This window comes from Microvirga sp. GN3, from assembly GCF_055792825.1.
The window spans coordinates 1-21,753 of the sequence record NZ_JBVVAK010000076.1 but is presented as its reverse complement, the minus strand read 5'-3'; the positions used below and the strand labels follow the sequence as shown (position 1 = coordinate 21,753).

The following is a 21,753-nucleotide window of genomic DNA, read 5'->3' as shown; positions in this document are numbered from 1 at the left end:
GGATTATGACCGGCACGGTTGGTTCGGTTGCAGTCGCAAGAAGCGGCGCGCATAAGCGCGCCGGAAAACTCAGGGCATCAGGTTCCAATCTGGTCCGTTGCCCTCACATGACGCCAGAACATCTTGGGCGTTTCCAGCATGTATCGGAAGCCCGTGCGGTCGAGCATCGCCTCGGTCTCGCGCTGCGCGTCGTCGAGAATCTCGTCTTCGTCGACGAGGACGGCCTTGCGGTCCTGAAGGGCGATGCGGCCGTCCACGATGACGGTATCCACGTCGTTGCCGTTAGCGAGATAGATGAGTCGGAAGACCGGCATGTTGAGCGGATAGAGATGCGGACGCCGCAGGTCGAGCAGCACCACATCGGCCTTCTTGCCGATTTCGAGAGACCCGATCTCCTTCTCCATCCCGAGCGCTTTGGCAGCATCGATGGTGCACATCTCCAGCACCCGGCCCGGCGGAAGCCATGTCGGATCCTTGAAATAGGTCCGGTGATAATGCATGCATTGCTGCATGTGGCGGAACATGTCGCCGGAACGGTCGGGTGCCGTAGCGTCGGATCCGAGGCACACATTGGCTCCCGCCTCCAGCAATTCAGGAACTGGGCAACGGCCGAGAATGGACGCAATTGCGCTCGGGTTGTGGGCTATGCTGGTGCCTGTGTCTGCGACGATCCGGATCTCATCGTCGGTGAGGTTCGTGGAGTGCGAGAGGAGAGCGTTCGGCCCGAGGATTCCGAGTTCATTCGCATAGGCAACGCTGCCTTTCGTGTGCCCGTCCTGCGTGAAGACGAGCCCCGCCTCGCGTGCGAGATCGGCCGTCATGCGCGCCTGGCGCCTGGCCTCCTCCAGGTTCGCATGTCCGAACTCGTCGGCGTGCTCGGCGCGCAAGGTCGGCGTGATCAATGCGATGTTGAGCCGCCCGCCATGCGTGCCGTGCCAGGTCTCGATCAGAGTCTTGCAGGTCTCGAACTGCTCTTCGAAGGTTACCGGACGTTCGACGGCCTTTCCGTCGACAAAGCGCGCATAGGTGCGCGGATGCGGTGGCCGGGTCGGGCCGACGGCGACGACGGAGCGGGTACCGACCTCGCGCACGCCTTCGCAATGGGCATTGCCATAGACGGGTTCGTCGGTGCGCAGGATCGTGTCGCCGCCGCCCAGGAGAGAGACACCCGTCGTCACGCCGAAACGCAGGCGCTCGAGCGCCGCGAGACGGGCCTCGGCCCGCCAGAATTCCGGTGTCGAGGCAACCGTGTAGGCCTGATGGCAGGCCTCATACCAATCGTCGCCGTTGCCGCCACCCATGGTCTTGATGAAGCCGTGACCCGCATGGGCATGTCCGTCGATCAGGCCGGGCATGACGATCTTGCGGCTGGCATCGATTATCGTCGGAGCCTGATGGTCGGCCAGGACTTCGTCCGTGGTGCCGACGGCGACGATCCGATCCTTCTCGATGGCAACGGCGCCGTTCTCGATGACACGGCGCTGCGGGTCCATCGTGACGACGATGCCGTTGGTGATGATGATATCGGCCATTCACTAAACTCCGGTCGGTCAGGCAGCTTTGGATTCGCCGCGAATACGGTCGAGGGTGGGGACGAGCGATAGCAGTTCCTGGGTGTAGGGATGCTGTGGCGCGTCGAAGAGGGTTTCGGAATCGGCTTGCTCCAACAACTGTCCCTGTCTCATCACGGCCACGCGGTCGCACATCTGGCGCACCACGGCGAGATCGTGGCTGATGAGCAGAAGGGTCAGGCCGGTGGCGTCGCGCAGGTCCTTCAGCAGGTTCAGGATCTGCGCCTGCACCGAAACGTCAAGAGACGATGTCGGCTCGTCGCAGACAATCAGCTTCGGACGCGCGCCCAGTGCCCGTGCAATCGAGAGGCGCTGCCTCTGCCCGCCGGAAAACGCATGCGGGAAGCGCTCGGCGGCTTCCGCCTCGAGTCCGACCGCCTCGATAAGGCGGGCGACGTCGCCCGCCGCCTCGGCGCGCGTATTGGCGAGGCGGTAGAACAGGATCGGCTCGGACAGGATCGAGCCGATGCGCATTCGGCTGTTGAGGGACGAATAGGGATCCTGGAAGATCATCTGGATCGCCTGACGCAGCGGCCCGATCCGGCGGGTCGCGCCTTCGCCGGCAATGCTCTGGCCACGATAGAGCACGCGGCCGGCTGTGGGACGTACGAGGCCCGACACGACATTGGCGATGGTCGTCTTGCCGCAGCCGGATTCGCCAACGAGGCCGAACACTTCGCCGCTGCGAACGGAGAAGGAGACGCCGTCCACCGCACGGAAGCGATGACCTTGCGATCCGGGAAGCCATCCGCTGGTGGTGTAGTCGACGCACAGGTTCTCGACCGACAGGATGGGCGCTTCCTCGGCAGTCGCGTCCGAACGTTCTGCCTTCGCGCGCAACTCCGCACGGGCCTGCTCCGCACGACCTTTTCCCTCGTCGCCCAGAACCGGGAAGCGGTCGAGACGCTGGTCAATGCGTGGTACGGCGCCGATCAGCGCTTTGGCATAGGCGGCCTTGGGCCGGCGCAGAACCTCTTCCGTCGTCCCGGTCTCGACGACCTTGCCGCGATGCATGATCGTAACGCGATCGGCGATCTGAGCGACGACGCCCATGTTGTGGGTGACGAGCAGGATGCCGATGCCGCGGCTGTCGGCCAGGTCGCGCAGGAGCTTCAGAATTTGCGCCTGGACCGACACGTCGAGCGCCGTCGTCGGCTCGTCGGCGACAACGAGCTTGGGATTGCAGGACAGAGCGGCTGCGATCACGACGCGCTGGCGCTGACCGCCGGACAATTGGTGGGGATAGGCCTTGAGACGTCGCTTCGGCTCGGGAATTCCGACGGCTTCGAGCAGTTCCAGCGCACGGGATCGCGCCGCAGCCTTGTCGAGCCTGAGGTGGAAGCGCATCGCTTCCGTGAGCTGGCTCTCGATCGTGAAGAGCGGATTGAGGCTCGTCATGGGGTCCTGGAACACGGCTCCGACGTCTCGACCGAGCACGATGCCCTCGGCCGAGCCCTTGGCGGCGTCGAACCTCTTGCCGTCGATATGAATGCTGCCGGCGGCGATGCGTCCGGGCTTTTCGAGGAGCCCCATCACGGTGTTGCCGATGGTCGTCTTGCCGGTGCCGGACTCGCCCACCAACGCATGAATCTCACCCGGACGGATGACGAGGGATGCGTTCTCGACGGCTGTGAAAACGCTTCCGTTGGCGAGAGGATATTCGACCCGAAGGCTGTCGATCGCGAGAACGGGGGTGGATTGCGCGTTCATCGTTTAACCCTCAGCTTGGGATTGAAGCGATCGCGGAGCCAGTCGCCGACGATGTTGACGGCAAGCACAAGGATCACGAGAGCAAGGGCCGGGAAGAGGGCGATCCACCATATCCCTGAGAAGACGAATTCATTGCCGATCCGGATGAGCGTGCCGAGCGAGGGATAGGTCGGAGGCATGCCGACCCCGAGGAAGGACAGAGTCGCCTCGGTGAGCACGGCTGCCGCCAGATTGATGGTGGAGATCACAAGCACCGGGCTCATCACGTTCGGGAGAATGTGCCGCAGCATGATCCGCCGCGGTGGCAGGCCGATGACTTTGGCTGCGCGGACATAATCCTTCGCCGTCTCGACCATGGTGGCCGCCCGCACGGTGCGGGCATATTGCACCCACTCGTGAATAGCGATGGCGCAGATCAGGATGATCGGTGCCCATTCCGCCGTCGCCGCTCCGGGGAAGATTGCCCGCGCGATACCGCTCACCAGAAGCGCCAGGAGGATGGTGGGAAAGCTCAGGATCACGTCGGCGATCCGCATGATCAGGGCATCGACCCTGCCACCGAAATAGCCGGCGAGAAGCCCCAGCGTAACACCAAGGGTGGCCGCGAGCAGAACCGCACCGCCGCCGATGGCGATGGATACGCGCGCGCCGTAGAGCATGGCCGAGAGAAGATCGCGGCCCTGGTTGTCGGTGCCGAGGAGGAAGCGAGGATCGCCATCGGCCGTGAAGGCGGGCGGCAGCTCGGCGTTGATCAGCTCGAAGGAGGCAAGATCGGTCGGATCGTATGGCGCGATCCAGGAAGCCAGCAGCGCGCAGGCGACGAGGACCAGGGCCAGGATCGCGGCGACGATCACCGAGATCGGAGCGCCGAGGCGGATGAACAGGCTGGGAGTGGAGGCAAGCGTTTTCATGCGGACCTCGTGCGCAGGCGAGGATCGACCACCGCGTAGAGGATATCGACGACGGTGTTGATGAGGACGAAGAGCAGACCGACGAAGAGCAGGTACGCCGCCATGACGGGAATATCGACGAAGCTCACGGCCTGGATGAAGAGAAGCCCCATGCCCGGCCACTGGAAGACGGTTTCCGTCACGATGGCGAAGGCGATGAGCGAGCCGATCTGAAGGCCCGTGACCGTGATGACCGGCATGAGGGCGTTTCTCAAGGCAAGCCGGAAGTGGATGTAGCGGGTCGGCAATCCACGCGCTTTTGCGAAGCGGATGTAGTCGCTGGACAGCACGTCGATCATTTCGGCCCGCACCAGACGCATGATGAGGGTGAGCTGGTAAAGGGCGAGCGTGATGCCGGGCAGGAGAAGCGATTTCAGGCCGCTGACTGTGAGAAAACCTGTCGACCACCAGCCGAGATTAATGACCTGACCGCGTCCGAAGGAGGGTAGCCAGCCGAGAGATACGGCGAAGACCAGGATGAGCACGATGCCGGTCACGAAGGTGGGAGTCGAGATTCCGACGAGCGAAAGGGCCTGAACCAGTCGCGCGGCGACGCCATTGGGTTTGAGTGCGCAGAGCACGCCGAGCGGAATGCCGAGGGCGAGCGACAGGATCGTCGCGACGATCACGAGTTCCAGCGTTGCAGGAAGCCGCTCGGCGATGAGTTCGGTCACCGGACGCTGATTGCGATAGCTGATCCCCAGGTCGCCGCTCAGGGTACGGCTCAGAAAACGGCCGTACTGGACGACTAGCGGCTGATCGAGACCCAGGGAGCGTCGGAGCTCCGCCTTCTCCTCTACGGAGGCGTTCTCGCGCGACATGGTCGCGACCGGATCGCCGACATAGCGGAACATCACGAACGATACCGCCGACACGACGAGCATGACGAGGGCAGCTTGGCCCAGCCGGGAGAGGAGGACTTTGAACATGGGCGTTTCCCCGGCGGCCCGCCTCAATCAGGCGAGCCGCGCGTCTCCTGCTGCGGGTTTACTTGATGGTGGCGAACCACAGACGGACATACTCGTCCGGGAACTGCGGAACGTCGACGCCGTCACGGACAGCCCAGGCCAGGGGCTGTTGGTGGAGCGGGATGTACGCCACATTGTCCCGCGCGACCTTGAACGTCTCCACCAGCATGGCCCGGCGCTTGGCCTCGTCGAGCTCGACGGCAACCTTGCGGGTCAGATCCTCGACCTGGGGATTGCTGTAGGCGCCGGCGTTGGAGCCGCCATAGCCATCCTTCTGCTCGGTGAGCAGGGATGAGAGGACACTGAACCCATCCATGGGCGGCAGGGTGGCCCAGCCCACCATCGACACGTCGAACTCACCGCGATCCTGGCGCGGGAAGTAGGTTGCGCGGGACTCAGTCTGGAGTTCGGCCTGGATCCCGACCTTCGCCCACATGGACGCGATGGCGACGCAGGTCTGCTCGTCGTTGATGTAGCGATCGTTCGGGCAGTTCAGCTTGGTCTTGAACCCATTCGGGTAGCCGGCCTCCGCCAGGAGCTGCTTGGCCTTGCTCTGATCATAGGCCAGGGGCGTGTCATTCTCCTTCGCATAGCCCGGGACGGGAGGTGCGACGAGCGTGCCGGTATTACGCGACTTGTCACGCATCACGCGTTTCTTGATCGTCTCCAAGTCGATGGCGTGCCACATGGCTTGGCGCACCTTGAGGTCGCGCAGCGGATTCTTCTGTCCCGGCATGGCCTTGAGCTCAGGGCGGAAGTTGAGTGACAGCATGATGAGGCGCAGCGAGGGCTCCTCGATCACCTTGAAGCCTTGGGACGAGGAGATCCGTTGCAGATCCTGGAGAGGTGCGGGTGCGATCAGATCGAGCTCGCCCGACAGCAACGCGGCGATGCGGGTGGCATCGGACTTCACCGGCTTGAATTCGATGCGGGTGAGATTGTGCTGGGGCTTGTCCCACCAGTCGGGGTTGACCACGAAGGTCGTGCCGGCATCGGGCTTGTAGGATTCGACCTTAAACGGTCCGGTGCCGATGGCCGTGGTCGAGGCGGCGGTTGTGACGCCGGTTGCGATATTGCCAGGCTTCAGGGCTCCGTTGGCCTCCATCCATTCCTTGTCGAGGATGTAGATGCCGGCGAGATCGTTGAGGAGGAGCGGGTAGGGTCCCTGCGTGACGATATCGACCGTGAAGTCGTCGACCTTTTCCGCCTTAACCACGGTCGCGAGGTTGCCACGGGCCCGGGCGCCGGGATCGAGGATGCGGTTGATCGAGGCGACCACATCGTCCGCCGTGAAGGGATTGCCATTGTGGAACTTCACGTTCCGGCGCAGCTCGAAACGCCAGGTGTCGGGCTTCACCGTCTTCCAGCTCACCGCCAGGGCGGGCCCCAGCTCCAGGGCGCGGTTGCGGCGCACCAGCGGGTCGAAGACATGGTGCAGCATGCTTGTCGTGAAGCTCTCCGTATGAGCATAGGGATCGAGCGTCGTGATGTCCGTGGGCGAGGCCCACCTCAGGGTCTTGGCCTCTGCCGGCATCCCCATGAGGGCGCCGACGGCGACGGTCAGGCTGACAGCAAATCTGGTTCTCATTTTTGGCCTCCACAGATCCTCTGGATTGGATTCTTTATTGGATACAATGATGGAAAAAATTGCATACAAAAATTGAAGCGTCAATTCCGCCAACGACGAAATTTTTGTCATCCAGGAATGAAATGCGGGCAGACGAGAGCCGGCGCCCTGCGCCTGAGGGGCTATCGACGGCTATTGATTGTTCTGGAAGGCGCTACGCCCGGCTGTCAGGAAGCATAGCGGTCAAGGATGGAACGAATGTCGCGATGCTTGTCGGAATTGGAGGACAGAAGCGCTCTGTCGGTGACGGCCCTAAGGTGGTGATCCATGGCGTCGATGGCGGCTTGGCTGTCCCGGGCCCGGAGGGCGTCGATGATCTGCTGGTGCTCGTTGATCGAGCAATCCGAGGAATGGGGCCGGCTGTAGAGCGCCAGGATCAGCGAGCAGCGCGAAACCACCTCGTCCACGTATCGTGCAAGAACGCCGTTGCCTGAGAGAGACGCCAGCAGAATATGGAATTCGCCCGCCAGACGAATGGCTGCCGGCCCATCATGGGCATTGGCTTTCGTCTCGAGAGCCACGTGCTGCTCCAGCCGTTCGATGTCCTTGTCCGTGACCTTTTCCGCAAGTCGGACAAGGACTTGCCTCTCCAGGCACATCCGCGTCTCGAAGACGTCCTGGGCCTCCGACAGGCTGGGTTGGGCGATGGTGGCGCCCTTGTTGGGCTGCATGTCGACAAGCCCTTCGGCATGAAGGCGCGCGAGGGCCGTCCGGACGATCGTCCGGCTGACGCCGAACCTGTCGCCGATCACGTCCTCGGTCAGTTTGTCGCCCGGCATGAGGGCCTGCTCGATGATCGCACGGCGAAGGCCAGCATAGACGGAGTCGCTCCGGGTGCCGGTGACTGATTTGGGCTTTCTAACGGGCGCGTTCATCGAAGCTTGCTGGACAACTCAGGGGACGAACTATGTTCCACAAAACTCTTTGCTCAGGAAGGGCAGATTTCACTGGTTTGTGTATCCACAACTGTATACAAATTTTTCAGCGCGGCAATATCTTAAACAGAGTGTCGCACCAGCTGAGATCTGAAAAGCGAGGGCCCTGATGAATACCCTGGTGATCCGCAACGTCCGCCCGATGGGCAGCGAGGCAACCTCCGTGACGATCCGCAATGGGCGGATTGCCGATTACGGCCGGAACGTCGAGGAAGGCGCTGAGGTCTTGGATGGTGCTGGGGCCATTCTGATTCCCGGGCTGGTCGAAGCCCATACGCACATGGACAAGACGCTCCTCGGCATGGGTTGGTATCGGAACGAGGTCGGCCCTCGGCTTATCGACAAGATCGAGAACGAGCGAACGCAGCGGCGAATTCTCGGCATCGATCCCGCCCGCCAGTCGGCCCGCCAAGCGGTGCTCGCCGCCTCCCTTGGTACGACGCACATCCGGACCCATGTGGACGTGGACACGGAAGTCGGAATCGCAGGCATCGAGGGCGTTCTCAAGACGCGGGAGCGCTATCGGGACATCGTCGATATCGAGCTCGTGGCCTTTCCGCAAAGCGGCATGCTCATCCGGCCCGGCACGGTCGAGCTCATGGAGAAAGCGCTGCAACTCGGCGCCCAGATCGTCGGTGGGCTCGATCCTGCCGGGATCGATCGTGATCCGAAGGGGCATCTCGACGTCGTGTTCGGTCTCGCCGAGCGCTATGGCGTGCCGGTCGACATCCATCTCCATGAGCCGGCGGAGTTGGGGGCGTTCTCCATGGAGCTGATCATCGAGCGCACGAAGGCCTTGGGTCTGCAGGGAAGGGTCACCGTGAGCCATGCCTTCTGCCTTGGCATGACCGATCAGGACTATGTTGCCGCGCTGATCGACGCATTGGCGGAGGCGCGGATCCACATTCTGACAACGGCGCCTGCTTCCAGGCCGGCACCCGCCGTCAAGCGCTTGGTGGAAGCAGACATCGTCGTCGCGGCAGGCTCCGATGGAGTGCGCGACACCTGGGGGCCGTACAACAATCCGGATATGCTGGAGCGCGCGTTCCTCGTCGGTCTGCGTAATAACCTGCGGCGCGACGATGAAGTCGCGCTGGCGCTCGACACCTGCACCTTCGGTGGTGCACGGATGATGGCTATCGACGATTATGGCCTGCAACCGGGCTGCTGGGCGGATCTCGTTCTGCTCGACGGTGAGACACTGGCCGAAGCCGTCGTCAGCCGCCGTCCGCGTAAAATGGTGCTGAAGCGCGGGAAGGTCACCGCCCGCGATGGTGTCGCGCAGGTCGAGGCGCCCTGATCCCGCTCAGACCGACGGCAGGCGCTGTCGGATGATGGCGGCGTGGAAGCGCGCGCCGTAAAGCAGCCCTTTATCGTTGAAGTCATAAGCGGGATTGTGCAGGGGCGCGGAATGCTTGCCGTTGCCGACGAACACGAAGCAGCCGGGCACATGTTGCAAGAACTGGGCGAAGTCCTCCGATCCCGTCATGGGCTCGCGGGCGGTCGAGACATGCTCCGGCTCGAACACCGTCCGGGCGGCTGCGAAGGCCTCGTCCACTAAAGCGGCATCGTTGAGGAGCGGCACGAACTCACGCGTGTAGGTCACCTCAGTGGCGACGTTGTAGGTCAGGGCCGTCCCTTCTGCGATAATGCGCATCTGCTTCTCGATCTCGGCACTGATTTCGGCGTGGAAGCTGCGGGCGTCGCCAAGAATGCGCGCAAGCCCGGGCAGTGCGTTGCGGGTGCCGTCGGTGATCAGCTCGGTTACCGAGACGACGCCGATGTCGGTCGGGCTCAGGCGGCGGGACACGATGGTCTGGAGGTTCATCACGGTGGCACAGGCGGCGACCAGCACCTCGTTACCCCAGTGCGGGCGTGCGGCATGACCGCCGACGCCTTTCAGGACGATCTCGAAATTGTCCTCCGCCGACATGATCGGCCCGACGCGGGTCTGGAAGTGCCCGACCGGAAGACCCGGCATGTTGTGCAGGCCGTAGATCTCGTCGAAGGGAAAGCGCTCCATCAGCCCGTCGGCCAGCATGGCGAGCGCGCCTTTGCCCCATTCCTCGGCAGGCTGGAAGACGAAGCGCACAGTGCCGTCGAAGCCGCCTTCTTCGGCTAACAGTTTCGCGGCTCCGAGCAACATGGCGGTATGGCCGTCATGCCCGCAGGCATGCATCGTGCCGGGATTCTGCGAGCGGTAATCCTGCGTTCCCTGTTCTGTGATGCGCAGGGCATCCATGTCGGCGCGAAGCGCGATAGCCCGGTTGCCGCTGCCGCGTTTGAGCGTGCCCACAACTCCCGTGCCGCCCACGCCTTCGGCGACATCATCGAGACCGAACTCCCTTAGTTTCGTGGCGACGAAGGCGCTCGTGCGCTTCTCCTCAAACCCGAACTCAGGATGAGCGTGCAGATCGCGCCGCCAGGCAGTCATGTCCCGTTCGAGAGCGCTCAGATCCATGGACATGGGTTTCTCCTTATTGGGCCGTAAGGCGGGTGACGACGTCGAGCAGGATGTTGGCACCCGCAACGAGGTCGGCATCCGGCGTGTGCTCGCGCGGATTGTGGCTGATCCCGCCAATGCTTGGCACGAAGATCATGGCCGAGGGCGCGATCCGGGCGATCATCTGGGCATCGTGGCCCGCGCCCGAGGTCATCCGTTTCGAAGCCAGTCCGCGCCTCCGGGCTGCATCCTCCACCAGCTCCACGATCCTCCTGTCGAATGTCACCGGCTCGAACCGCGCCAGCCGCTCGACCGAGATCGTGACGTCCTCGGCCGCCGCCAGTTCCTTCAGGTAGGCAGCGAGGGCTGCTTCCTCCGCCCGGAGGCGCCCTTCATCGGGATCGCGCAGGTCTACTGTGAAGACGGCGCGGGAGGGAATGACGTTGATCGCATTCGGCTCGAAGCTCATGCAGCCCACCGTGGCGACGGTGGGTGTGTTTGCGTTGCGGGCCCGGTCACGCAGGAAGGTGACGACGCGGGCCGCGGCATGGCCGGCATCCCGGCGCATTGACATCGGCGTCGTGCCAGCGTGATTGGCATCACCCTCGATGGTGACGCGCTGCCAGGAAATGCCCTGAAGGTTCTCGACCGCGCCGATGGGCACGCCCTCGCGTTCCAGCACGGGTCCCTGCTCGATATGCAGCTCGAGATAGGCATGCGGCTTGAGGAAGCCAGGCTCAACGGAGCCGGGATAGCCGATCCGTTCCAGCTCCGCCCCGAGAACGGTGCCATCGGTGCCGATTGTCGCCAGCGCTTCCTCGACCGAAAGTCCCCCGGCATAAACGAGCGAGCCTATCATGTCGGGCGCGTAACGTACGCCTTCCTCGTTGGTAAAGGCTGCGACCGCGATAGGCCGGGCAGAGGAGTACCCGGCCGCCTTCAAGGTCTCGATCACCTCCAGCCCCGAGAGCACGCCATAGCAGCCGTCATAGATGCCGGCATTGATGACGGTGTCGATATGCGAACCAAGCAGGACAGGGGCCTTGTCCGCATTGTCGGTGTTCTTCCAGATCCCGAAGATGCTGCCGATCCGGTCGACAGCAAGTTCTAGGCCCGCATCGCGGATCCAGGCAACAAAGCTGTCGCGCCCGGCCTTATCGGCGTCGGAGCCAGCAAGCCGCACCAATCGGCCGTCACCGTCTCTGCCGATCTGCCCGAGTTCCCGGAGGCGGCCGAGCAGGCGCTCCGCGTTGATCGAGAGCGCGGTCATGCGTGCACTCCTGCGGTTCGGTCGGCGGCATAGGCCAGAACAGTGTCAGGGCTCATTCCGACCAACTCGGAATAACGCTCGGGATCGGTCGCGCCCTCCGTGTTGATGAGGAAAATGCGGGATGACTCGTTGAGATTGAGGGCCGCTCGAATCTCAGGGTTCGCTGCCGCGCGAATAAGGCCGGCAAGACCCGCACCGCCGCTCTCGCCCGCCACGATGGCCGGATCGCTCCCCTGTGGACGAGCCAGGCGGTTCATTACCGCGATCGCATCCTCCTCGTCGACGGCCATGAAGGCGTCGGCGACGCGGGACAGCACCCGCCAAGCGACCAGGGACGGCTCGTAGCATTCGAGCATCGCCATGACCGTGGGCTCGCCATGCTCGATCTTGACCGGATGGCCCGCCCGGGCGGTCTCGAAGAGGCAGGCGGCGCGTGCCGGATCGACCACGATGAAGGTGGGCCGCCGGTCGCCGAGCACGAACGCGAGATGGCCTGCGACGGCGGCCGCGACACCACCGACGCCGGCCTGCACGAACACATGGGTCGGTGGTTCGGGAAGCTGGCGCAGGGCCTCACGCACCATGGCGGTGTAGCCCTGCATGACCAGTCCGGGAATGCGTTCGTAGCCCGGCCAGGAGGTGTCGGAAACGACCGTCCAACCCTTCTCGGACGCGACACGGGCAGCCTCTGCGACCGAGTCGTCATAGGTGCCCTCGACCCGGATCATGTGCGCCCCGAAACGAGCGATGGCCGCCACACGTTCGTCGCTGACGCCGGAATGAACGAAGATGGCAGCCTTGGCGCCGACAAGTTGCGCCCCCTGAGCTACCGAGCGGCCGTGATTGCCGTCGGTGGCACAGGCGACAGTCATCCCGGACGCAATGGCACGAATTTCGGGTGCGTGCAGCTCAGCGACATCGACCGGCCGCCCGAGCCGGCGACTGGCTTCCTCCAGCACGAGCCGGATGACCGCGTAGGAGCCGCCTAAGGCCTTGAAGCTGCCGAGGCCCAGGCGGAAGCCCTCATCCTTGATGTGGATGGCGCCCACGCCGAGTTCGCCGGCCAGGGCCATGAGCGCGTGCAGGGGCGTCGGAACATGGTTGTCGCGATAGGCAAGATACCGCTCGACGTCCTCGGCCGATTTCACGCCCAAGGTTTCGGCATCGATCAGGTCAAGAGGCTTGCGGTAGTCGGGGTGCTGGTTGGGAAGAAACATCGCTGTCCTCTTGGCTAAGATGGCGAGAAGATATTGCATCAAGCATGAGAAAGGCGCTCTATTTACGCCCCTCGAACACAAGATTTTTTCGCATGAATGGAGTCCCCAGTGTCCAAGCCTTTATCTCCGGTCACCCTGGACGCCTTCGATCTGGCCATCTTGAACATCCTGCAGCGGGACAATTCCACCCCGCAGCGGGTGATCGGGGAAACCGTCAACCTGTCCGCCCCGGCCGTGCAGCGCCGCATCCGGCGGATGGAGGAGGCCGGCGTCATCCAGGCCAATGTCGCGGTCATCGATCCGGCCCAGGTCGGGCAGCCGATCACGATCTTCGTCGAGGTCGAGGTGATCAGCGAGACGGCGGAGTTGATCGATGCCGCCAAACGGGAGTTCGCTTTGGTCCCGGAGGTGCAGCAGTGCTACTACGTCACCGGAGAGGCTGACTTCGTGCTGGTGGTCGTGGTGCCGACAATGACAGCCTACGAGGCGCTCACGCGTCGCCTGTTCTTCGGCAACAACAACGTGAAGAGGTTCCGCACCTTTGTCGCCATGGACCGCGTCAAGGTGGGCTTGGCTGTTCCCTTGCCGGGTAACTGAATACTTTGAGCCCTGCGGACACCGAGACGCGGGGAATGATGGTTTCAACGGGTCTTGGTAATCTAGAGCATTTTTCGGCGAAGGGGATCCGGTTCGCCGTCAAAAAATGCGGCAAACCAAGAAGAAGAGATGATTCCACGTCAGTGGAAACGGCTCTAGTCTGGCTCGCGTTTGACCTGCCCAACCCGGTTTAGGACTTCGCGTGGAATACTGTAATCCCTCACTGCAGCCTCCCAGTTCCGAAGCCCGCACAGTTCCCGCTGGATCATGAAGACCCAGACACGGTCGGCAGCCTCGTCCAGCAATGCAACGCGCCGATAGTCCCGGTCCGATCCGTGCGTTCCGGCATCAAAGGCCCGTAATGCAGCAAGGGCCTGCTCGACCTGAGCGCCCAGGGCTCCCAGAGTTTGCGCCTTCTGTCCCTGGAGCTCGTACTCGAGTACGCTCCAGCCAGTTCCCCGCTGGAATCCGGTCGATAAGCTCTGAGGAATGCGAACTGCCACTTTATGACTCCGCAACGCGTGATGATATGAGAGAGATGATGCCGTCGCCCTTACGTGGAAGCGCGACACCCTGGCGCAAGCCCGCATGGGGATGAACATCGTGCTTTGTATGGCCCTGCGGAGCCAGGATCTACGCCGTGATGGGCTCAGGATGGAGGTGTGCAATGCGGGTTGCAATGTTCAGCGTGAAGAAATACGAGCGCACGCTGCTCGACGAACTGAACGCGAGTCATAAGCACGACCTCGTCTATTATGACATGCTCCTCGGGCCTGAGACGGTACCTCTCGCAGCGGGGTTCCCGGCGGTCAGTGTTTTCGTCAACGATTCCGTTGATGGCAATGTTCTGAAGCAACTCGCAGCCGGCGGCACGAAATTGGTTGCAACGCGCTCGACCGGTTTCAATCACATCGACGTCAAGGCGGCGAAGGATCTCGGCGTCACAGCCGCGCGGGTCGTCGATTATTCTCCAAACTCCGTGGCCGAATTCGCCGTCGGATTGCTTCTTGCGCTCAACCGCAAGATCCCGCGGGCCTACAATCGCACGCGCGAAGGCAATTTCGAGCTCGACGGGCTCATGGGCTTTGATCTCGTCGGCCGGACCGTGGCTGTGATTGGCACTGGGAAGATCGGGATCATCTTTGCCCGGATCATGGCCGGATTCGGCTGCAAGGTGATCGGCTATGATGTGCGACACTCGCCCGAATTCGAGAAAATCGGCGGTCGTTACGTCGATGCCGACGGGGTCGAAGAGGCGGACGTCATCTCGCTGCACTGTCCGTTGACGCCGGAAACCCACCATATCGTCAATGCCCGTTCGCTGGCTCGAATGAAGAGAGGGGCGCTTCTGATCAACACGAGCCGCGGCGGACTCGTCGACACTGAGGCGGCGATCGAAGCGCTCAAGTCCGGCCAACTCGGCGGGATTGCGATCGACGTTTACGAACAGGAGGCCGGCCTCTTCTTCAAAGACCTGTCGAGCACCGTGATCCCGGACGATGTGATCCAGCGGCTTGTCTCTTTTCCAAACGTGATACTCACCGGGCACCAGGCGTTCTTTACACGCGAGGCTATCGAAACAATTCTGGAGACAACCCTTGCAAGCATCTCGGATTTCGAAGCGGGTCGTCCGCTGGCGAATGAAATAGCTGCGCCTTGACGAACATTGCCCTAGACGAGGGGGCGGGTGATCTTGGGCCACCGAGCCGTGGCCGCAGGATATGCGCCACTGTCTCAAACTGCCAAGCACACGTCTCGAACTGTCAAGCACGAAGGCGTGAACCTGCATAGTGTCTGGGCTCCCAGATAGAATGAGCACCAAGTGCAAGGGGAAGCGGTCAGCACGGACAACACCGATCCGTAATCTCGTGCGGCGCGGACTGAGGGGGCGATCCTCGGGACGGGCCTTCCGCTTTCGCCTCACCGACGTGTGCAAGTTGATGGACGCAGGAGCAGGACGTGCCACCGGAAGTACCTCTCACGGGCATAAGCATGAAAAGTAACGGTGACCTCGGCGGGGCCGTGAGCTCGTCGGAGAAATTCAGGTTTCTCCTGTGGCATCAAGGTGTCCTTCGCGGGCTCGTCGTGGCGGCGGCCGTTGCGCCGACCCTCGCCGGCTGCGTCTCTTCAGGAGGCGAGGCATCTCCCTCCGCCAATGTCGAGGCTCCCGCGGCCTTTGCACGCGAGCGACTGATCGGCCGATGGGGTGTCGCGTCGTTCCACACCGACAAGGATCGACAGAGGACCGAGCGCGAGGCGCGTGCCCAGTGCAACTTGCCTTACACAATCGCGAAGGGGCCGACCGACGGCGTGATGATGCATGTTGCCGACGACTCGAAACTCTATGAGCTCAGGCTCAAGGGGGACAGATCGGGCCGAACCTACCTTGGTTTCGAAGCACCGCCGGGCGACCCGCAGGATCGCGAGATCCTGTCGGCAACGGATAATCTCATGCTCATGCGTTTCGTCGATCCGGATGCGAACCGGCGCTACGGAACCTTCGTGTACGTCCGTTGCAGCGCCTGATGATCGATTGCCCAGCAAGCGGAGGACAGCACTTTGCGAAAGTTGCGAATGAAGTTCGGCGGGTCAGCGCTGGCCTATTGGGCTGTGGTCGCATGGGGCGTGCTGGCAGCCTGCCTTCCTTTCCAGCGGGCCGAAGCACAGGCGAGGCCATCCTCACGGGAGACGCTCCAGGTCCTTGACGAGCCGGGCCGCATCTCGACCGAGGAGGTCGTCATCACGGACGGACCCTATGCCCGGCAAGTCGTGTTCTTCAGGTCCAGCGAGCCGCCCGGCACCTTGGTCATCCACACATCGGAACGGTTCCTTTATGTGGTCCAGGGCAATAACCGGGCCCTGCGCTATGGCATCGGGGTCGGACGCGAAGGCTTTCAGTGGTCTGGGTTGGTGCAAGTCAGCCGCAAGGCCGAGTGGCCCGATTGGCGCCCGCCGCCTGAGATGATCTCGCGTCAACCCTACCTTCCGCGTTTCATGGCAGGTGGCCCGGGCAATCCGATGGGTGCCCGCGCGCTGTATCTCGGATCGACCGTGTTTCGCGTCCATGGCACAAACCAGCCGGAGACGATCGGCCATGCCATCTCGTCGGGCTGCTTCCGGCTGGCCAATGGCGACATCATCGATCTTTACGAGCGGGTGCCGGTCGGCACCAAGGTCGTGGTTCGGCATGGCGCCAGTCTCTAGCGCATCGTGCGGACCCAGCGGGCCGCGCCAGCGAAAAGTGGATCCGGTTTTCGCTAACGCGGACCTCTGGTTCCGCATCAACGATGCGCCGCTTAAGGGATTGAGCATCGGACCCAAAAGCGGACCCACTTTTGGGTCCGATGCTCTAGCGCGGGCGTTCTAGCCCGGGATTGCGACGCATCACGGAACGGAGATTGGAGATGACGGTGAACGCAGCCAAAGTTGATATCCGCTGGGCCTTGGCATGTCTCGTAGCTCTCGTGCTCGGCGTTTCGGCTCTGCCTGCGGCAGCCGGAACTCTTGAGACCGTGAAGCAGCGCGGCGTCCTGCAATGCGGCGTCAGCGAGGGCCTGTTCGGGTTCTCGGAGCGCAACGGTCAGGGCGAGTGGTCGGGCTTCGATGTCGATTTCTGCCGCGCCGTCGCGGGTGCTATCTTTGACGACCGAACGAAAGTCTCGTTCGTTCCGCTATCCGCGGGCGAGAGGTTCGATGCCCTCCGTGCGGGCCGTGTAGATCTTCTATCACGGAATTCAACCTGGACTCTGGAGCGGGAGGCGGGCCTCGGTTTGGCCTTCGCCGGCATCACCTACCATGACGGACAGGGCTTCATGATCATGCGCGATCTCAATGCGACCTCGGCGCTGGAACTCGATCGTGCCAGGGTTTGCGTCGAGACGGGAACGACAAGTCAGCTCAATCTGGCCGACTTTTTTCGGGCCAACTCGATGACCTTCGAGGAGCGCGCCTTTCCGACTGCTTCAGAGACCCTTAATGCCTTCCAGTCCGGTCAGTGTAACGTCCTGACGCGGGACCACTCCGCGCTCTACGCAGAACGTCTGAAGCTTCCTCGCCCTGGCGACGCCATCATCCTTCCGGACGTTATCTCGAAGGAGCCGCTCGGACCGGTGACGCGCGCGGATGACTTCGCTTGGTTCACCATCGTGAAGTGGGTGAACTTCGCCCTCGTGAATGCGGAGGAAATCGGGATCTCGTCCCATAATGCCGCCGAGGCAGCGACTTCCGTCAAGCCCGATGTGCGCCGCTTCGCGGGCCTGGAGGGTAGCTTCGGCAAGATGATGGGACTGGATGATGCCTGGGCACTGCGCGCCGTGCGGGCCGTGGGCAATTATGCCGAGATTTACGAGCGGAATCTCGGCGTCGATTCACGACTCGGTATCCCGCGCGGACTAAACCAGCTCTGGAGCATGGGAGGCATACTCTACGCGCCACCGCTTCGGTAGCAGCGATATGGGGCGATTGAGTTAGATCGTCAAAGGAGAGAGCCATGCACAGCAAGAATCCAGGATGGTATGCCTTCAGGGCGATTGGATCGGCTGCGGCACTCGCTCTGCTTCCAGTCATATCGGCTCCGGCCGTGGCAAACTCCCCGATGGCGGACGGAACCCGCACGGAACCTGCATTGAGATTGTTCGGAATCCTTCAGGAGCGGGAGCTGCAATACGCTAGGGCGGCTGTCCGCGGGCCCCGCGGTGGTGCGGTGGCGAGAGGTCCTCGCGGAGCTGTCGCGCGCGGCCCGCAGGGCGGGGTCGCTGCCCGAGGGGCTTATGGTGGTGCCGTCGCACGCGGTCCCGGCGGCAACGTTGCAGTTCGCCCTGGCTATCGGCCGCCCGTGCCGCCAGGCGGCTGGTATCGGCCGTCATCCTACTGGTGGCGACCGGGTGGAGCCATCGCGGCCGGGGCCGCACTCGGTTTCGTCACGGCGGCGGCAGCGACCGCCTATGCCGGGCAGGCGCCGGCTTCAGGATATTGCTGGTACTACACCAATCCTCAGCGCAGCCAGGGATTCTGGGACGTCTGCCCGCGCTGATCGAGGACGCATCGCTTCTTCGACGTGCAGCTACCAGGATATGCCCTAGCTGCCGCAGGGTAATGACCCAATGGATTTTCAGGGTTTTTACCGATACCCTGACCATGCGGCGTCAGATAGCCTCGGGCCTTGATAGCATGGCGGATCCGCTTCGATCCGCACGACGCGCTCAAGGTAGGAAGCGATGACCAACGACATCGTGCTCCCGTCAACGAGGATCAGGGGACTGAATACCCCATCGATATCGCCGGCGGGATGGACGCTTCCTCCTGGCTACATCCACCTTGGCATTGCAAAAGAGATCGGACCGGCCCTGCGCGAACTGGGTGTCGATCCCGATCCTGTCATCCGGGATGCAGGCCTCGATCCGCGGCTCTTCGACGATGCGACGAACGTCATTCACCAAGCGGCCCTAGGTCGGCTGCTCACTCTGTGCGTTGCTCGCACCAACTGCCCTCATTTCGGACTTCTGGTCGGCAAGCGTGCCTCCATCCTGTCGTTCGGCATGGTCGGTCGCTTGATGCAGCATTCGGAGACCGTCATCGACGCGTTGCGGGCGCTGGTATCGAATCTGAGCATCCAGGACCGGGTTGCTGTCCCGTCGCTGTCAATCAGCGGGGATATGGCGCTGTTCAGTTACGCTATGTACCGGTCCGAGAGTCAGAGTGCAGACCAAGTCTCGGACGGCGCAATCGCAGCCTCAGTCAATGTACTGCGCGTCCTGTGCGGATCCGCCTGGCATCCAACGGAGGTGTTCCTTCCGCGCGCCATTCCGGTCAATTCCGAGCCTTTCCGTCGTCACTTCCGGGCTCCGGTTCGATTCAATCACGAGATGGCCGCGATTGCCTTCCCGACCCGAGATCTGCATGTGCGGATCAGCGGTGCCGATCCCATGCTCCGGGCAATGCTGGAAGAGAGGATCGACCAATTGAAGGGTGGCTCGGGATCCGAGTTCTCAGACGACATCCGGCGATTGCTGCGCACACGGCTGACCAGCCGTCGCTGTTCGGCAGACGACGTTGCCGGTCTGCTGGCGATTCACCGCCGCACCCTGAGCCGTCGCCTGAAGGGCAGCGGCATGGGTTATCGGTCGATCACGAACGAGATCCGGTTCGAGATCGCCCGTCAATTATTGGAAGACACCGAGGTGCCGCTCGGACAGATCGCGGCGGCACTGGGTTATTCGGAGGCGAGCGCCTTCACTCGCGCCTTCCGACGCTGGTCGGGCGTAACGCCGACCGCTTGGCGAACCACCGATAGTCTGGGGTGATGCGTTGACGGCAAAAGCTGTCAAATGCTCGCCTCGACAGATCAAACGCGGAGTTACGGCGAGACCAGGATGAAATCGAAGGCGGGCGACGAAGTGTATCCTTATGTCCGCTGTTGTTGCGAAAATTGCGACCGGTGTTCGTTGTGGTTGGTAATGATGACTGACGGCGGCCCTGGTTGAGAACGGCTGACGTCGCTCAACTCCAGGTCGGAGGGCCGCTCCGTCGCCGTAGTCAACGGACGATGAATGGGATTGCCAGGTTGAAGTGGAAGAAGCGACGGAAGAAGTCATGATGGGCAAGCCATTTGGACCGGAGCACCCGGTGATCGAGCCATCGCCGCACAGGCCCTCCCTCCTGTGGCTTCTGGCTCTCGCGCCGGTTTCCGCCGCCCTCGATCTCGCCAGCGTTGTCCCGGCTGGCGTCGTCTTCTTCTGTGCCGCTCTGGCCATCGTGCCGTTTGCGAAGCTCATCGTCCAGAGTACCGAGCAGATCGCTGTTCACACGGGCGCCACCATCGGAGGTCTCCTCAATGCCACCTTCGGCAATCTTCCGGAACTGATTATCGCCCTGGCCGCTCTGCGGGCTGGCCTGCTGGAAATGGTCCGTGCCTCGATCATCGGAGCGCTGCTCGCCAACCTTCTGGTGGCCCTCGGCTTCGCTTTCCTGCTTGGCGGCCTTCGCCATCACAATCAGGAATACAACCCGAATGCCATCCGGACCTATTCGTCGACCATGGTGCTGGCCTGGATCAGCCTAGCGCTCCCGAGTGCGTTCCATCGTACGCTGGAAGCGGAGCCGCACCTAGGTGTACACGCCACGCTCGACCTCGTGGTAGCGATCGTCCTTCTTGGACTCTATGGGCTGTTCCTGCTCTATTCCTTGAGAACGCATCCGGAGACATTCGTCGAATTGAACGCTCCCACCTCGGACGAGGAAACTGGCGAGCATTCCAGTCTCGCGCGGGGCATTGCCACATTGCTGTTTGCTTCGCTTGGCGCCGCATGGATGAGTGAGATCCTCGTCGGCGCCGCTGAGCAGGCGGGGCATTCGCTGGGCATGTCGCAAATGTTCATGGGGGTGATCGTGCTTGCTCTCGTTGGAGGCGCGGCGGAATCCGGATCTGCTATTGCGATGGGGAGGGCTAACCGGGTCGATCTCAGCATCGGCATAGCCCTGGGGAGCTGTGTGCAGATCGCCTTGTTCGTTGCTCCTATGCTGGTGCTGGTCGCACCAGCCATGGGGCAGACACAGTTCAGACTAGTCTTCTCGCAAGCGGAGATGTGGATGCTGTTCGGAGCAGTGCTCCTCGGAGCGACGGTTGCGACCACCGGTCAATCCAACTGGTTCAAGGGCGCTCAGCTACTGGCTCTCTACATCATCATCGCGACCGTACTGTACTTGGTTCCCGTTGCTTCGCCATAGATATTGATATGCTGCGACAGCTTCTCATGGGTGGCTCCATCAGCCTCTGTAACATCGCCATTCATGCAATCGTGATGGCAATGGTGGTGAGTGCTGCTCGCAGGACGCTGAAGTGGGAACACCGCCGGTCTCAGGGTTGGCTTGCCTCTGTCATGGTTACAACCGTCGGGATTTTGATGGTCGCGCATGTCGCCGAAGTGATAGTGTGGTCTCTTGCTTATGCGGTCTTAGACGTGGTGCCTGTCGGGACCGATGTCCTGTACTTCGCCTTCGTCAACTATACGACGCTCGGTTATGGCGATGTCGTCCCGGTGGAGCGCTGGCGCCTGCTCGGACCCATGGCGGCTATGAACGGAGTTCTGTTGTTCGGATGGTCAACAGCCGTCATCTTTGAGGTGCTAAGACAGGCCATGCGCGACCGGAATCAGAGGGGAGGGCGGTGAGCATCGCCCCGGCGACACCCATGATCTTCGGTCAATGACTTCGTGAACCAGCCCGTCTGTAGGAATCCCTGGTTGCCGGACGAATGTTGGTCGTGCGAGGAAGCCTAGCGCATCGTGCGAACCCGAAGGGTCGCACCGAACGATGCGCCGCTCAATGATCTAGAACCGTTCGTCGGCATTATCAACCAAACACAGCTTTTCCTTTGCAGCTAAGCTTTTGCGTGAGATTCTGATCTCGTGATCGATGGCCGGATCAGGAGGTCAGCATGCAGCTGTCCGTGGGCGAAATACTGAGTA

The 21,753-nt window shown here is 62.5% G+C and carries 20 protein-coding genes; 10 read left to right on the top strand and 10 right to left on the bottom strand.

Annotation, left to right across the window (positions count from 1 at the left end; genetic code table 11):
• Window positions 1–77 precede the first annotated feature (77 nt).
• From ACS5Q1_RS28745 to ACS5Q1_RS28720, 6 genes are all read right to left on the bottom strand, one after another.
• Entirely contained in the window at window positions 78–1,532 is a 1,455-nt protein-coding gene (locus ACS5Q1_RS28745; RefSeq protein ID WP_473101393.1) for an amidohydrolase family protein, read from the bottom strand.
• 18 nt (window positions 1,533–1,550) lie between these two features.
• The gene (locus ACS5Q1_RS28740) at window positions 1,551–3,281 is read right to left on the bottom strand and encodes a dipeptide ABC transporter ATP-binding protein (RefSeq protein ID WP_473101392.1); all 1,731 of its coding nucleotides are present in this window, start codon (window positions 3,279–3,281) and stop codon (window positions 1,551–1,553) included.
• On the bottom strand, window positions 3,278–4,192 hold the full coding sequence (locus tag ACS5Q1_RS28735; RefSeq protein WP_473101391.1) for an ABC transporter permease: 915 nt from the start codon (window positions 4,190–4,192) through the stop codon (window positions 3,278–3,280). The genes ACS5Q1_RS28740 and ACS5Q1_RS28735 overlap by 4 nt, the downstream gene beginning before the upstream one ends.
• A complete protein-coding gene (locus ACS5Q1_RS28730; protein ID WP_473101390.1) occupies window positions 4,189–5,160 on the bottom strand; it encodes an ABC transporter permease in 972 nt (323 codons plus the stop codon). Before ACS5Q1_RS28730 ends, ACS5Q1_RS28735 begins: the two co-directional genes overlap by 4 nt.
• Before the next feature lie 58 nt (window positions 5,161–5,218).
• Window positions 5,219–6,787, bottom strand: coding sequence for an ABC transporter substrate-binding protein (locus ACS5Q1_RS28725; RefSeq protein ID WP_473101389.1), 1,569 nt, complete (start codon window positions 6,785–6,787; stop codon window positions 5,219–5,221).
• A 206-nt stretch (window positions 6,788–6,993) separates the two neighbouring features.
• On the bottom strand, window positions 6,994–7,701 hold the full coding sequence (locus ACS5Q1_RS28720; RefSeq protein WP_473101388.1) for a GntR family transcriptional regulator: 708 nt from the start codon (window positions 7,699–7,701) through the stop codon (window positions 6,994–6,996).
• Between the two features lie 169 nt (window positions 7,702–7,870).
• Between ACS5Q1_RS28720 and ACS5Q1_RS28715 the strand changes: the two genes are divergently transcribed.
• Complete coding sequence (locus ACS5Q1_RS28715; RefSeq protein WP_473101387.1) at window positions 7,871–9,061, top strand: amidohydrolase family protein; 1,191 nt, start codon at window positions 7,871–7,873, stop codon at window positions 9,059–9,061.
• Between the two features lie 6 nt (window positions 9,062–9,067).
• On the opposite strand, the gene ACS5Q1_RS28710 is transcribed toward ACS5Q1_RS28715, so the two are convergent.
• Genes ACS5Q1_RS28710 through ACS5Q1_RS28700 form a run of 3 tightly spaced genes read right to left on the bottom strand, consistent with a single transcriptional unit; the run spans window position 9,068 to window position 12,691 of the window.
• Window positions 9,068–10,228, bottom strand: coding sequence for a M20 aminoacylase family protein (locus ACS5Q1_RS28710; protein WP_473101386.1), 1,161 nt, complete (start codon window positions 10,226–10,228; stop codon window positions 9,068–9,070).
• 10 nt (window positions 10,229–10,238) lie between these two features.
• Entirely contained in the window at window positions 10,239–11,474 is a 1,236-nt protein-coding gene (locus ACS5Q1_RS28705) for an allantoate amidohydrolase (RefSeq protein WP_473101385.1), read from the bottom strand.
• Entirely contained in the window at window positions 11,471–12,691 is a 1,221-nt protein-coding gene (locus ACS5Q1_RS28700) for a diaminopropionate ammonia-lyase (protein ID WP_473101384.1), read from the bottom strand. Before ACS5Q1_RS28700 ends, ACS5Q1_RS28705 begins: the two co-directional genes overlap by 4 nt.
• A 108-nt stretch (window positions 12,692–12,799) precedes the next feature.
• Between ACS5Q1_RS28700 and ACS5Q1_RS28695 the strand changes: the two genes are divergently transcribed.
• The gene (locus ACS5Q1_RS28695; protein WP_473101383.1) at window positions 12,800–13,288 is read left to right on the top strand and encodes an Lrp/AsnC family transcriptional regulator; all 489 of its coding nucleotides are present in this window, start codon (window positions 12,800–12,802) and stop codon (window positions 13,286–13,288) included.
• A 155-nt stretch (window positions 13,289–13,443) separates the two neighbouring features.
• Here ACS5Q1_RS28695 and ACS5Q1_RS28690 read toward each other — a convergent pair whose 3' ends face one another.
• Window positions 13,444–13,791, bottom strand: coding sequence for a DUF6665 family protein (locus ACS5Q1_RS28690; RefSeq protein WP_473101382.1), 348 nt, complete (start codon window positions 13,789–13,791; stop codon window positions 13,444–13,446).
• A 164-nt stretch (window positions 13,792–13,955) separates the two neighbouring features.
• Between ACS5Q1_RS28690 and ACS5Q1_RS28685 the strand changes: the two genes are divergently transcribed.
• From ACS5Q1_RS28685 to ACS5Q1_RS28650, 8 genes are all read left to right on the top strand, one after another.
• Entirely contained in the window at window positions 13,956–14,948 is a 993-nt protein-coding gene (locus ACS5Q1_RS28685; protein WP_473101381.1) for a 2-hydroxyacid dehydrogenase, read from the top strand.
• Window positions 14,949–15,280: 332 nt separating this feature from the next.
• Entirely contained in the window at window positions 15,281–15,814 is a 534-nt protein-coding gene (locus ACS5Q1_RS28680) for a hypothetical protein (protein ID WP_473101380.1), read from the top strand.
• 48 nt (window positions 15,815–15,862) lie between these two features.
• A complete protein-coding gene (locus ACS5Q1_RS28675) occupies window positions 15,863–16,492 on the top strand; it encodes a L,D-transpeptidase (RefSeq protein WP_473101403.1) in 630 nt (209 codons plus the stop codon).
• Between the two features lie 200 nt (window positions 16,493–16,692).
• The gene (locus ACS5Q1_RS28670) at window positions 16,693–17,733 is read left to right on the top strand and encodes an amino acid ABC transporter substrate-binding protein (protein ID WP_473101379.1); all 1,041 of its coding nucleotides are present in this window, start codon (window positions 16,693–16,695) and stop codon (window positions 17,731–17,733) included.
• A 44-nt stretch (window positions 17,734–17,777) separates the two neighbouring features.
• Entirely contained in the window at window positions 17,778–18,320 is a 543-nt protein-coding gene (locus tag ACS5Q1_RS28665; RefSeq protein ID WP_473101378.1) for a hypothetical protein, read from the top strand.
• A 184-nt stretch (window positions 18,321–18,504) separates the two neighbouring features.
• Window positions 18,505–19,590: an AraC family transcriptional regulator gene (locus ACS5Q1_RS28660; RefSeq protein ID WP_473101377.1), complete on the top strand. Its 1,086-nt coding sequence runs from the start codon at window positions 18,505–18,507 to the stop codon at window positions 19,588–19,590.
• A 289-nt stretch (window positions 19,591–19,879) separates the two neighbouring features.
• Window positions 19,880–21,013 carry a calcium/proton exchanger gene (gene cax, locus ACS5Q1_RS28655; RefSeq protein ID WP_473101376.1) on the top strand — a complete coding sequence of 378 codons (1,134 nt, stop codon included), beginning with the start codon at window positions 19,880–19,882 and terminating at the stop codon, window positions 21,011–21,013.
• Between the two features lie 8 nt (window positions 21,014–21,021).
• On the top strand, window positions 21,022–21,456 hold the full coding sequence (locus ACS5Q1_RS28650) for a potassium channel family protein (protein ID WP_473101375.1): 435 nt from the start codon (window positions 21,022–21,024) through the stop codon (window positions 21,454–21,456).
• Window positions 21,457–21,753 lie beyond the last annotated feature (297 nt).

Excerpts from the sequence above, each read along its gene's own strand:
- ACS5Q1_RS28745 (WP_473101393.1), bottom strand. The coding sequence starts at position 1,532 with ATGGCCGATATCATCATCACCAACGGCATCGTCGTCACGATGGACCCG.
- ACS5Q1_RS28740 (WP_473101392.1), bottom strand. The coding sequence starts at position 3,281 with ATGAACGCGCAATCCACCCCCGTTCTCGCGATCGACAGCCTTCGGGTC.
- ACS5Q1_RS28735 (WP_473101391.1), bottom strand. The coding sequence starts at position 4,192 with ATGAAAACGCTTGCCTCCACTCCCAGCCTGTTCATCCGCCTCGGCGCT.
- ACS5Q1_RS28730 (WP_473101390.1), bottom strand. The coding sequence starts at position 5,160 with ATGTTCAAAGTCCTCCTCTCCCGGCTGGGCCAAGCTGCCCTCGTCATG.
- ACS5Q1_RS28725 (WP_473101389.1), bottom strand. The coding sequence starts at position 6,787 with ATGAGAACCAGATTTGCTGTCAGCCTGACCGTCGCCGTCGGCGCCCTC.
- ACS5Q1_RS28720 (WP_473101388.1), bottom strand. The coding sequence starts at position 7,701 with ATGAACGCGCCCGTTAGAAAGCCCAAATCAGTCACCGGCACCCGGAGC.
- ACS5Q1_RS28715 (WP_473101387.1), top strand. The coding sequence starts at position 7,871 with ATGAATACCCTGGTGATCCGCAACGTCCGCCCGATGGGCAGCGAGGCA.
- ACS5Q1_RS28710 (WP_473101386.1), bottom strand. The coding sequence starts at position 10,228 with ATGTCCATGGATCTGAGCGCTCTCGAACGGGACATGACTGCCTGGCGG.
- ACS5Q1_RS28705 (WP_473101385.1), bottom strand. The coding sequence starts at position 11,474 with ATGACCGCGCTCTCGATCAACGCGGAGCGCCTGCTCGGCCGCCTCCGG.
- ACS5Q1_RS28700 (WP_473101384.1), bottom strand. The coding sequence starts at position 12,691 with ATGTTTCTTCCCAACCAGCACCCCGACTACCGCAAGCCTCTTGACCTG.
- ACS5Q1_RS28685 (WP_473101381.1), top strand. The coding sequence starts at position 13,956 with ATGCGGGTTGCAATGTTCAGCGTGAAGAAATACGAGCGCACGCTGCTC.
- ACS5Q1_RS28680 (WP_473101380.1), top strand. The coding sequence starts at position 15,281 with ATGAAAAGTAACGGTGACCTCGGCGGGGCCGTGAGCTCGTCGGAGAAA.
- ACS5Q1_RS28675 (WP_473101403.1), top strand. The coding sequence starts at position 15,863 with ATGAAGTTCGGCGGGTCAGCGCTGGCCTATTGGGCTGTGGTCGCATGG.
- ACS5Q1_RS28670 (WP_473101379.1), top strand. The coding sequence starts at position 16,693 with ATGACGGTGAACGCAGCCAAAGTTGATATCCGCTGGGCCTTGGCATGT.
- ACS5Q1_RS28665 (WP_473101378.1), top strand. The coding sequence starts at position 17,778 with ATGCACAGCAAGAATCCAGGATGGTATGCCTTCAGGGCGATTGGATCG.
- ACS5Q1_RS28660 (WP_473101377.1), top strand. The coding sequence starts at position 18,505 with ATGACCAACGACATCGTGCTCCCGTCAACGAGGATCAGGGGACTGAAT.
- cax (WP_473101376.1), top strand. The coding sequence starts at position 19,880 with ATGATGGGCAAGCCATTTGGACCGGAGCACCCGGTGATCGAGCCATCG.
- ACS5Q1_RS28650 (WP_473101375.1), top strand. The coding sequence starts at position 21,022 with ATGCTGCGACAGCTTCTCATGGGTGGCTCCATCAGCCTCTGTAACATC.